General features: G+C 68.7%; 11 protein-coding genes and 1 other annotated feature. Of the genes, 4 read left to right on the top strand and 7 right to left on the bottom strand.

Annotated features, from left to right (window positions below; all coding sequences use genetic code 11):
- Positions 1–97: 97 nt before the first annotated feature.
- A complete protein-coding gene (locus CGE01nite_RS16360) occupies positions 98–448 on the bottom strand; it encodes an Imm8 family immunity protein (RefSeq protein ID WP_082156362.1) in 351 nt (116 codons plus the stop codon).
- A gap of 277 nt (positions 449–725) precedes the next feature.
- On the opposite strand from CGE01nite_RS16360, the gene CGE01nite_RS16355 reads away from it, so the two are divergent.
- Positions 726–1,963, top strand: a protein-coding gene (locus CGE01nite_RS16355) for an IS3 family transposase (protein WP_229747309.1) whose coding sequence is annotated in 2 segments (ribosomal slippage) — positions 726–1,005 and positions 1,005–1,963 — 1,239 coding nt in all. Because the reading frame shifts where the segments join, the coding sequence is not laid out codon by codon here.
- Positions 1,004–1,117, top strand: a sequence feature (AL1L pseudoknot). Its footprint overlaps the gene before it by 114 nt.
- Before the next feature lie 22 nt (positions 1,964–1,985).
- Here CGE01nite_RS16355 and CGE01nite_RS16350 read toward each other — a convergent pair.
- Together CGE01nite_RS16350 and CGE01nite_RS16345 are read right to left on the bottom strand one after the other, a co-directional pair.
- Positions 1,986–2,582 carry a DUF416 family protein gene (locus CGE01nite_RS16350; protein WP_141371735.1) on the bottom strand — a complete coding sequence of 199 codons (597 nt, stop codon included), beginning with the start codon at positions 2,580–2,582 and terminating at the stop codon, positions 1,986–1,988.
- Positions 2,583–3,415: 833 nt separating this feature from the next.
- Positions 3,416–4,569 (bottom strand): IS3 family transposase gene (locus CGE01nite_RS16345; RefSeq protein ID WP_371857599.1). Its coding sequence is split into 2 segments (ribosomal slippage): positions 3,416–4,314 and positions 4,314–4,569, totalling 1,155 coding nucleotides; the frame shifts between segments, so codons are not numbered across the junction.
- Positions 4,570–4,683: 114 nt separating this feature from the next.
- Here CGE01nite_RS16345 and CGE01nite_RS16340 point away from each other — a divergent pair.
- A protein-coding gene (locus CGE01nite_RS16340; protein ID WP_141371734.1) for an IS3 family transposase occupies positions 4,684–5,843 on the top strand; the annotation gives its coding sequence in 2 pieces (ribosomal slippage) (positions 4,684–4,962 and positions 4,965–5,843; 1,158 coding nt in all).
- Positions 5,844–6,324: 481 nt separating this feature from the next.
- On the opposite strand, the gene CGE01nite_RS16335 is transcribed toward CGE01nite_RS16340, so the two are convergent.
- The 3 genes from CGE01nite_RS16335 to CGE01nite_RS16325 all read right to left on the bottom strand — a co-directional run bounded on the left by CGE01nite_RS16335 (position 6,325) and on the right by CGE01nite_RS16325 (position 7,603).
- A complete protein-coding gene (locus CGE01nite_RS16335; protein WP_141371733.1) occupies positions 6,325–6,684 on the bottom strand; it encodes a hypothetical protein in 360 nt (119 codons plus the stop codon).
- Positions 6,681–7,202 (bottom strand): hypothetical protein, encoded by a 522-nt coding sequence (locus tag CGE01nite_RS16330; protein ID WP_141371732.1) that lies wholly within the window; start codon positions 7,200–7,202, stop codon positions 6,681–6,683. Before CGE01nite_RS16330 ends, CGE01nite_RS16335 begins: the two co-directional genes overlap by 4 nt.
- Before the next feature lie 131 nt (positions 7,203–7,333).
- Positions 7,334–7,603 carry a MafI family immunity protein gene (locus CGE01nite_RS16325; protein WP_170211006.1) on the bottom strand — a complete coding sequence of 90 codons (270 nt, stop codon included), beginning with the start codon at positions 7,601–7,603 and terminating at the stop codon, positions 7,334–7,336.
- Between the two features lie 102 nt (positions 7,604–7,705).
- Between CGE01nite_RS16325 and CGE01nite_RS16320 the strand changes: the two genes are divergently transcribed.
- On the top strand, positions 7,706–8,155 hold the full coding sequence (locus tag CGE01nite_RS16320; RefSeq protein WP_141371730.1) for a hypothetical protein: 450 nt from the start codon (positions 7,706–7,708) through the stop codon (positions 8,153–8,155).
- Positions 8,152–8,439 carry a DUF1905 domain-containing protein gene (locus tag CGE01nite_RS16315; protein WP_048343296.1) on the top strand — a complete coding sequence of 96 codons (288 nt, stop codon included), beginning with the start codon at positions 8,152–8,154 and terminating at the stop codon, positions 8,437–8,439. The genes CGE01nite_RS16320 and CGE01nite_RS16315 overlap by 4 nt, the downstream gene beginning before the upstream one ends.
- Before the next feature lie 64 nt (positions 8,440–8,503).
- Here the strand turns inward: CGE01nite_RS16315 and CGE01nite_RS16310 are convergent, their stop codons facing one another.
- Entirely contained in the window at positions 8,504–9,793 is a 1,290-nt protein-coding gene (locus CGE01nite_RS16310; protein WP_141371729.1) for an MFS transporter, read from the bottom strand.
- Between the last annotated feature and the right edge of the window lie 75 nt (positions 9,794–9,868).

Raw genomic sequence — 9,868 nt, 5'->3', positions numbered from 1 at the left:
GGCCGCCTACGAATCAGGCCTCATCACCGTCGGCCACTGAACGCGCCATACGGGCGAGCACGATCTGACTCTTGCCAAGAGCTCGAGCAGGAAGCGCCTACGAGTAGTCCTCAAACTCCCAGAACGCGAAGCGGCTCAGCTGCCGGGCGACAGCTTCCCAGGTCGCGCCAACGCATCGCTCAACCCGCCATTCCAGGTAGCGGCGCACGGTCGGCCAGTGAAACTCACCCACGACGAGATAATGACGCGGGTCGAACACCGGGGTGTCCTCGACTTGCTGGCCGAGCCAGAGTGCCGAGCACACGGTGAGGTCGAACGACTCCTCACCGGGGGCATCGGCGGGCCCGATCATGAGGCGGATAGGGATCGCGAACACGCCAGTTGCTGGCCGCCAGCCGGCCAGATCGTCCACATCGCTCGAGGAGACGGACCGGAGCGCGGCTCTCATGGCAGGTCCGTAATGTCAAGGTGGCCGTTCGTCTTCCACCGCCCGCTGGGAACCCACCGCGACTCAAAGTTCGACTGCCAAGTCCCTCCTTGCCACCCGGGCTTGAAGCTCGGCGGCCTCCATTGCCGCAGACCATCTCTACTCAGCAGTGTCTTCCCGTCGCTCGCCATGCGCGCACCTTCGCCGACCCACGCCCGGCCCGCAACTTGCGACTCCGCTGCCGTACTGAACCGCCCCGGCTTCCATGGAGGCTCTCAATCCACGGAGGATGAGAGTCATGGCAGCACCGACGAAGTACCCGGACGAGCTTCGGGAGCGGGCGATCCGCATGGCGGTCGATCTGCGGCGTGACCCGGCCACGCGCAAGGGCGCGCTGGCCCGGGTCGGCCAGCAGTTGGGCATCAACGCGGAGACGCTGCGGAACTGGGTGACCCAGGCTGAGGTCGACGCCGGTGAGCGGCCGGGCACGACGACGTCGGACGCCCAGCGTCTTGCCGAGCTTGAGCGCGAGGTCCGTGAGCTGCGGCGCTCGAATGCGATCTTGCGCAGTGCGTCGGCTTTCTTCGCGGCGGAGCTCGACCGCCCGTCGACCAGGTAGTGGCGTTCATCGACGACCACCGCACCGAGTTCGGGGTCGAGCCGATCTGCAGGGAACTGCAGGTCGCCCCCAGCACCTACTACGCCGCCAAGGTTCGTCCGCCCTCGGCGCGGTCGGTCGCTGACGCGGAGCTGACCGAGGTCATCGCCGTCGAGCACGCCGCGAACTACGGCGTCTACGGGGCTCGGAAGATGTGGAAGCACCTGCACCGGCTCGGTCATCCGGTCGGGCGGTGCACCGTCGAGAGACTCATGCGCGCCGCTGACCTGCACGGAGTTGTCCGCGGGCGGGCCAAGCGCACCACGATCCCGGGAAAGGACGGGACCCGCGCGGGCGATCTGGTCAACCGCGCCTTCACCGCGACGGCGCCGAACCAGCTGTGGGTCGCTGACTTCACCTACGTGCGCACGTGGGCCGGCTTCAGCTACGTCGCGTTCGTCATCGACGTGTTCTCGCGCATGATCGTGGGCTGGAAGGCCGACACCCGCATGCGCGCCGACCTGGTCACCGACACCCTCGAGATGGCTGTCTGGGCGCGCGGCCGCGCCGGGGTCAGCGACCTGTCCGGTCTGATCCATCACAGCGACGCGGGAGCCCAATACGTCTCCCTGGCACTGACCGAACGGCTCGCCGCCATGGGCATGCGAGCCTCGATCGGGACTGTCGCCGATGCGTATGACAACGCGATGGCCGAGTCCACGATCGGGCTGTTCAAGAACGAGCTGGTCCGCCGCAGGGGCCCGTGGCGGACCCTGGACGACGTCGAGATCGCCACGCTCGAGTACGTCGACTGGTTCAACAACCGACGTCTGCACACCGAGCTCGGCGACATTCCACCGGCCGAGCAGGAGGCCAACTACTACCGTCAGAACCCGACGTCGACGACGCTGGAAACCAGAGAACCGAGCCTCCACTAAAGCCGGGGCGGTTCAGAGCCACTTACGGAAACTCAGCCGCCCACTGCGCGCAGTCCGTCTCCGCCTCGAGTCGGAGCTGCCCCCAGCTTGGCCGTCCTGCCTCGACAAGGTCGAGAGAATGGGCGATTGCCCAAAGAGCCCGCTGAACCGCTTCCGACTCCAGGACTTGCCTCTCGGGGACCAGGCCGCCTGGATCCAGTCCAGGATCGCCATTGAGAGCGGCGTAGTCGGCAAGCTCATATACCTGGCGTGCCGCCCAGGCAGCCTCCTGTGGCGCGTCCGTCATCCAAGTGCGCATCGCGTACGCGGCGGCGGCAGCGGCGTTCTGGCCGTATCCAGCTTCCAGAACCCAGTCGTCAGCGTCCTGGGGGACCATACCCTCCGCCTCCGCCTGAAGACTGCCAGCGTCGACGAAGGCCCCCGATGCGGCACCCCATGCCGCATCGATCACTGCCCTCAACCTGAGAGCGAGCTCTGGCGCTCCGGCCACCCTCGCGTACCGATCGAAAAGGCCAGACAGCCGCTCTGCGCACGACGCCGCGAACACCGTTTTCGAACTCCGGTCCAGAACAGCCAGGCGCCGAAGGATCGCCTGCTCGTCGTACTCCAGCACGCTCATCCTCCAAACCACCATGCCGTAGTCGGACTGGTAAGGGTCGCTCCTGACTCTTCGAGGAAAGCCTGGCATGCCTGGCAGATTGGCCGGGACACACCGATCCCTTGGGGAGCAAGGCCAGCACCCTGCGCTCCACGTACCGCGGTGACTTCGGCGTGAGCACCAGGATTCCGGACAACTATCTCACCAGCCCTCGCCAGCGCACGCTGAGCCGGGCTCAGGTCACGGCCACCTCCCGCCAAGACCGTGGTCCCTTGGCGAGTGCTCAGCGCAGCTGTCGTCCGGGAGTTCTGCGCAATCGGATCGAGAGCGCTATGAAGTGCATTCGCCCTCGCGCCGAGCGCCGCCTCAGCTGCGCTCCGACCCGTTCCCGCCAGGGTGCCGGCAGTTGCACCTGAGCCAACTCCGGATGATGCCAGGCTTCTGGCTGCGGCGAAGCTCTCAGCGGCCTTGAGGCCGAGGGTTCCGCCAGCGAACATGAGGGCGCCGTCGACCGCGGCACCAAGTGCTGCCTGCCCGGCAGGCTGCTCCTGGATCGCCCAGTTGTTGCCGAAGGAGACTGCCGCCGTGGCCCCGGCAGCTATCGCGAGGGCAGCTCGAGTCCTTGACCGTGAACGCCTCGGTCAGGCGCCGCAGCCCGTCGTACCGGAAGCACTGCCTGTCCGGAGCAAGGGTCGCAGCCTTGTTCGACGGCACGTCGAACGCGGAGATCAGGTTCCCGCGTCGTCGTAGGAGTACGTGATGTCGAGATCCGTACCGGAGTACTGGGGACTGCTGCAGGGTCGGTTGACACCGTGACCTGCCCCACGGCCTGGTTACCACTATCGGTGTGGTGGTCAGGCGGGGATGGCTGGCGATTTGGAGCGTAGTTCGAACTCGATCGGGCTGAGGTAGCCCAGGCTGGAGTGGCGTCGGCGGCGGTTATGGAAGATCTCGATGTACTCGAAGATCGCGTTCGCGAGCTCGACCCGGGAGTTCCAGCGTTGTCGGTCGAGCAGCTCGATCTGCATGGAGGACCAGAAGGACTCCATCATCGCGTTGTCCAGGCCGTCGCCGACGGATCCAAACGAGGGCATGAGCCCGGCCCGGCGGATCCTGTCGCCGAACGCCCAGGAGGTGAACTGGGCGCCGTGATCGGCGTGCACGATCCCGCCGGGCGCTGGGTCGCGGTTGCTGATCGCCATGTCGAGCGCGTTGATCACCAGTCGGGTGTCCTGGGTGGAGTCGATCGACCAGCCGATGATCCTGCGGCTGTAGGCGTCCAGCACGCAGCAGCAGTAGAGCTTGCCTTCACGGGTGGGGTGCTCGGTGATGTCGGTGACCCACAGCTCGTTGGGTCGCACCCGGTGGAACTTGCGGTTCACCAGGTCACCGGCGGTCACGACACCCCGCAGGCGTTTGACGCGGGCGGGTCCGGGCAACCCGTAGACCCCGGCGTCGTGCATGAGCATGAACACCAGCCGTGAGCTGACGGTCACGTCCATCGCCATGGTCAGCTCGGCATGCACCCGTCGGTAACCGTAGGTGCCTCGGGAGGCGACATGAACCTCACGGATCAGGCCGGTCAGCCACTGACGGCGCAGCTGGGTCTGTGAAGTCGGTCGGTTGCGGTATCGGTAATAGCCCGGCTTGCTGACGCCCAGGATGCGGCAGCAGGTCAGGACGGGATGCCCGGCGGCGACGAGGGTGTCGATCACCGGGTGGACTCTTTTGGGTGTGGGGCCTCCTGTCCGAGCAGCTTGGAGGCGACCCGCAAGATCTCCACCTCACGCTCGAGCTCGCGGACCCGGGCCCGCGCCCGTCGCAACTCGGCGCTCTCCGTGCGCGGGACGCCCTCGATCTCGCCGCGGTCGATGCGATCCTGACGCAGCCAGTTCTGCAGACAGCTGCCGCTGATCCCGAGATCACCAGCAACGGCGGTCGCGGGCTTGCCGGCCCGCACGAGCGCGATCGCTCGGGTGCGGAACTCGGCCGGATACGGCTTCGGCATGGTTCAGACCTTCTCTCGTGAGAAGCCCGAACCACCAGACCCGAACTGGTAACCGAACCGTGGGGCAGGTCACCCGCCTGTGGCGCCGGAGGCGCCGCTGGAAGGATGTGCACCGTGCCCAGGCCCTATCCCCAGGAGTTCCGCGACGACGTCGTGGCCGTGGCTCGCCGCGGGGATGCTCCGATCAAGCAGGTCGCAGCCGACTTCGGGATCGCCGAGTCGTGCCTGCGCAACTGGCTGCGTGACGCCGATGTCGCCGACGGCAACCGTCCCGGCGTGACCCGGACCGAGTCCGCTGAACTGCGCGAGGCGCACCGGCGGATCCGGCTGCTGGAGCAGGAGAATGAGGTGCTGCGCCGCGCCGCGGCGTACTTGTCTCAGGCGCACCTGCCGGGAAAAGGCTCTACCCGCTCGTGAGTGAACTCGCCGGCGACGGGGTGCCCGTCGCGGTGACGTGCCGGGTCCTCAAGCTCGCCAGACAGCCCTACTACCGATGGCTCGCCGCGCCGGTCGGTGCCCGTGAACTCGACGAGGCGCACCTGTCCAACGCGTTGTTCGACGCCCACCGCGACGACCCGGAGTTCGGCTACCGGCTGCTGGCCGACGAGGCCGCCCGAGCCGGGCACTTGGCGTGTGACCGGCGGGTGTGGCGGATCTGCTCGGGCAACGGCTGGTGGTCGGCGTTCGGCAAGAAGCCGGCCAGGGGCGGCAAGAAGGCCGGGCCGCCGGCCCATGACGACCTCGTGCTGCGCCGGTTCCGGGCCGACGCGCCGAACCGGTTGTGGCTCTGGGACATCACCGAGCACCCCACGTCCGAGGGCAAGGTCTACCTCTGCGCGATCAAGGACGTGTTCTCCAACCGGATCGTCGGCTACTCGATCAGCGACCGGATGACGTCTCAGATCGCGGTGAACGCGCTGGTCAGCGCCGTTCAGCGGCGCCAGGACGTCGCCGGGTGCGTGGTGCATTCGGACAGGGGCAGCCAGTTTCGAAGCCGGAAGGTGGCCCGCGTCCTGGCCCGTCATGACCTGCTCGGGTCCATGGGCCAGGTCGCCTCCGCGGGCGACAACGCCGCCATGGAGTCCTTCTTCTCGTTGCTGCAGAACAACGTGCTGAACCGGCGCCGCTGGACCACTCGCGAGGACCTACGGATCGCCATCGTTACCTGGATCGAAAGGACCTACCACCGCCGCCGACGCCAAGCCCGACTCGGCCGGCTGACACCGATCGAGTTTGAGACCATCATGACCACTCAGGTCGCACTCGCCGCCTGAGACCGACTGTCACCTACTCGTGCAGCAGCCCCGACGCTCGGCCGCGGGATCCAGGTCTGGCACGGCACCGTCGCGATGCTGATGTCCCGAGAACGGTAGGCGCGCCGTTGGAAACGGCATCGTCGAAGTTCTGCTCGATGCCCGGCGCCCGGCTTCTGCTGAACACCGCTGTTTGGGACATCGCCTGCGGTGTTTGCGGCAACACCGCGGCCGCCGGACAGCGCAGAGCTCACCCACGAGGTGACTCCTGGCCGCTCAGGCGAACCCCGCGCGCCCGCCGCCACTGAGTGCGGCGGCGACAAACGCGCGGGCGCGTCGTAGGCGTAGGCGGTGATGTCGTAGGGGTAGGTCGCAGTCGCGGCCGAAGCCGGTTGGGCGCCCACCAAGCCGACGACTAGTGCGAGGACGCCGACAGTCGCGACCAGCAGAGTGGTGAGCAATGCGGGCGCGCCGACCCAGATTCTCCGCACGGCGCGGCCTGTCACTGGAAGACCAACTCCTCACCCAATGGCCAGCGCTCAGGGGGCTCGTCGGTGAACCAGGCCTGCTCGAGACCGACCAGCCAGCCGTCCCTCACCCACACGAGCAACTCACCGACGAGCTGGCCACCCTGTCGGACGACCGCAGCACGAACGGGAAGGGGGCCATCGCTGCAATCACATGGCTGACTACCCACGGGGACCTCAAGATCAATCATCCGACCCGGCACGTCGCGGATCACGAGGGCCCGGCGGGCCTGGGCATCCAGGACCCTGGCCGTCTCCCCGCCGAGCGAAGCGAGCACCGGGCCGAGCGCGGCGTACGCCGCCGGGGCCACGTCGATGAAGCGCTGATCGCTCATGGCGTGAACGCCGTCCCGATCCGGGCCACTCCATTGACCACCGCACCGCGGACGACCACGCTTTGGCCGCCGACCTGCGTCGTCACCTCGAAGACTCCTGAACTCAGCAGGCCGGCTCCATCCAGGCGTCGAACTATCTGTTCCATGGCCCCGGCCTCGCTCCCATAGGTCTCGACGAGAGGTCCGAAGTTGTGCTTCGGGTCGAACACGTGAGACAGCTTGTCCGGACGCAGAGCATCAGTCAGTGTCCTCGCTTCGACCTGCGACAGGGGACGCGCCACGTCAGCCGCGGTGTTTGCGGCAACACCGAACCGCCCGGACGAGACAGGGCTCACCCAGGACGCGGCGCCCGACCCCGCAGGGCAGCCCGTCCCCGCCTCGACCAGCGCGTACGGAGCCGACAAACGTGCCGTCGCGTCGTAGGTGTAGGCGACGGTGTCGTAGCTGCAGGGAGCCGGAGCGGCCGACGCGGGTGCCGAACCGAAGATGACGGACACGATGGCCAGGAGTGCGGCCATCAGCGAAGGGACCCAGCCCGACCATCTGGCTTGGGGGGCGCGGGACGCGGACCTCGTGCCCCTCCGGCCGCAGGCAGTCCCTGGCTCAACGGCCGCCTCGGCCGCGACGGTCGCGTCGATGTTCAGCGTCGTCACGGCTCACCCGGTGCGGGCGCCCACGGGTCCCCGAGCAGGTAACCCGTCGGCACGTCGAGTACCCGCCCGAGACGGCCCAGGAGCGCTCGCTGCTCCTCACTCACCTCAACGTCGTACTCATACGTTTGGGTGCAGAGCGTCTCGAGCGCAAGCCGCCACTCGCCAGCATTGATCAAGACCGCAATCGAGTCAACATCGCTCGCAGGCAGACCGCCTGCACCTTCAAGCGCCCGTCTCAACTCGCCGATCACAACGCTCGGGTCCATCGCTTCTCCCGTCATGGCAGCGGGAATCCGGTGATGATGCCCTCGCCACCAGGCTCGACGATCACCCGCATTGGTACACCCTCGCGCACCGTGGCGGCTGCCGTGACGTTCGCGCTCTTGTTGGACCCGGCACTGGCGGGTGCGGACGACGAGGTGGTCGACTCGCTGGAGGCGCGGACAGAGAACCTGGCCGCGGTGGTGGCGGGTCTGGGTGTGCCGGAGCTGCAGGACGCAGAGGTGGTGTCCGCCCAGGTCGTGGAGCCTCCGGATGACCCGGAGGCGGAGCCCTTGCCCGACGACATCCCGGAGGGCGACGACGAGCAGCTGATTGACCTTACGGAGCCCGGAGGCTCGCAGACGGAGAGCACCACCCCTACGTCGGACGGAGAGGCGGGCACCCTGGCCCGCACGGTCGTCGGCGGGCTCACACTCCGAACCCGGCCCAGACGGACCGACGACGGCGCACGCCGGCTCACGGCCGGCCTGCGCCGCCGACACGCCCCCATAGGGTCGAGGGCGAGCCAGCCCGGCCAGATGGAGGAGACACCATGAGCACGAGCCCCGGTCCTGTCGACCTGACGTTCTCCGCGCCGATCGGCGTCACGGTAAAGGACGACGTGTGGTCGTGCGTCGAGGTCCCCGGCTCGGTCGAGCTGTTCGGGACCGGCAAGGCGGTCAAGGTCGTCGCGACGGTCGACGGCGAGCCCGTGACGGCCGGGCTGATGCCGACCGGCTCGGGCGGGCACATGCTCTCGATCAGCGCGAAGCTCCGCAAGAAGCTCGGCAAGGCCGTGGGCGACGACGTCACGGTCCACCTCACGGAGCGCCTGACCTGACACCCGTGCCTCGGTGTCACGGCACGAGCGCACGGACCGCCGTGGACCGAGCTCCCGGGGCGACCTACGTGAGCGTGGTCAGGGTGGCGCGGGCGTCGTAGCGCCAGAACGTGCGTTGGGTGCGGACCAGCAGCCACAGGACGCTCGCGCACAGGACGCCGCCGATGACCACGGCCCAGCCCTCACCGACGACCGTGGACACGGACCCGATGAACATGTCGCCGAGCCGCGGCCCGCCCGCGACGACGACGATGAACACGCCCTGCAGCCGCCCGCGCATGTCGTCGGGCGTCGCGGTCTGCAGGATCGTCTGCCGGAAGATGGCGCTGACCTCGTCGGACGCGCCCGCGGCGATCAGGGTGAGGCACGCGATCGCGAGCGCCCCCCACAGCACGTTCTCCGGACGATCCCGCCCGACGACCACGAGCACCAGCCCGAACGCCGCCACCGACGCGGCCCACCCCGTGATGGCCCACGTGATGACGCGCCCCTGCCACCGCACGCGCGCGAGCCCGCCGGACAGCAGGCCGGACGTCACGGCGCCGACCGCGAGCGCGGCGGTGAGGATGCCGGTGGTGGTCGCGCCGCCGCCGAGGTACCAGATGCCGACGGCGGGGAACACGACGCGCGGCATGGCCAGGACCATCGCGCACAGGTCCACGAGGAACGTCATGCGCACGTTCGGCTGGGTGCCGAGGTAGCGCAGGCCGTCGACGACCGAGCCGAGGCCGACGCGCGCGCGGCGGGTGTCGGAGGGCTCGGGCGGGACGGGCGGGAGCCGGAACACCGCGACGAGCGCGGCGGTGAACAGCACCGCGTCGACGGTGTAGGCGAGGCCGAAGTCGATGGACGCGAGCGCTGCGCCGGCGAGCGGGCCGACCGTCAGCGCGGTCTGGAAGCCGATGGCCTGCAGCGCGTTGGCGGCGGGCATGAGCCGCGGCTCGAGCAGGCGCGGGATGATCGCGGACCGCGCCGGGGAGTTCACCGCGTTGGCTGCGGACTGCACGGCGGTCAGCCCGTACAGCAGCCCGACGTGCTCGTTCCCGAACCAGCCCTGCACGGCGAGCACCATGATCGCGGCCCAGGACACGAGGCTCGCGACGAGCGCGACCTGACGGCGGTCGTAGTGGTCGACGATCGCCCCGCCGTACAGCCCGAAGATCACGAGCGGGACGAACGCGAACATCCCCAGCACCCCGACGGACAGGGTCGAGCCGGTGATGTCGTAGACCTGCAGCCCCACGGCGACGACCGTCAGCTGCGTGCCGAGGTTGGAGACCGACAGCCCCCACCACAGCCTGCGGAACGCGGGACTGATCCGCAGGGGCGTCGTGTCGACGACGAGGGACCTCACTGCCTCACTGTAGGCGGCAGGTAGTCGAGGACCGTCGCGGCGTCCGCCTCACGTGAGGGGCGGACGCCGCGACGG

The sequence above is a fragment of the Cellulomonas gelida genome (genome assembly GCF_006538725.1).
GTDB classification, from domain to species: domain Bacteria; phylum Actinomycetota; class Actinomycetes; order Actinomycetales; family Cellulomonadaceae; genus Cellulomonas; species Cellulomonas gelida.
The sequence above is the reverse complement of the archived record's forward strand: the minus strand, read 5'-3'. Positions and strand labels throughout refer to the sequence as shown.

Coding starts and splice junctions, on each gene's coding strand:
- CGE01nite_RS16360 (WP_082156362.1), bottom strand. CDS start 448: ATGAGAGCCGCGCTCCGGTCCGTCTCCTCGAGCGATGTGGACGATCTG.
- CGE01nite_RS16350 (WP_141371735.1), bottom strand. CDS start 2,582: ATGAGCGTGCTGGAGTACGACGAGCAGGCGATCCTTCGGCGCCTGGCT.
- CGE01nite_RS16335 (WP_141371733.1), bottom strand. CDS start 6,684: ATGAGCGATCAGCGCTTCATCGACGTGGCCCCGGCGGCGTACGCCGCG.
- CGE01nite_RS16330 (WP_141371732.1), bottom strand. CDS start 7,202: ATGGCCGCACTCCTGGCCATCGTGTCCGTCATCTTCGGTTCGGCACCC.
- CGE01nite_RS16325 (WP_170211006.1), bottom strand. CDS start 7,603: ATGGACCCGAGCGTTGTGATCGGCGAGTTGAGACGGGCGCTTGAAGGT.
- CGE01nite_RS16315 (WP_048343296.1), top strand. CDS start 8,152: ATGAGCACGAGCCCCGGTCCTGTCGACCTGACGTTCTCCGCGCCGATC.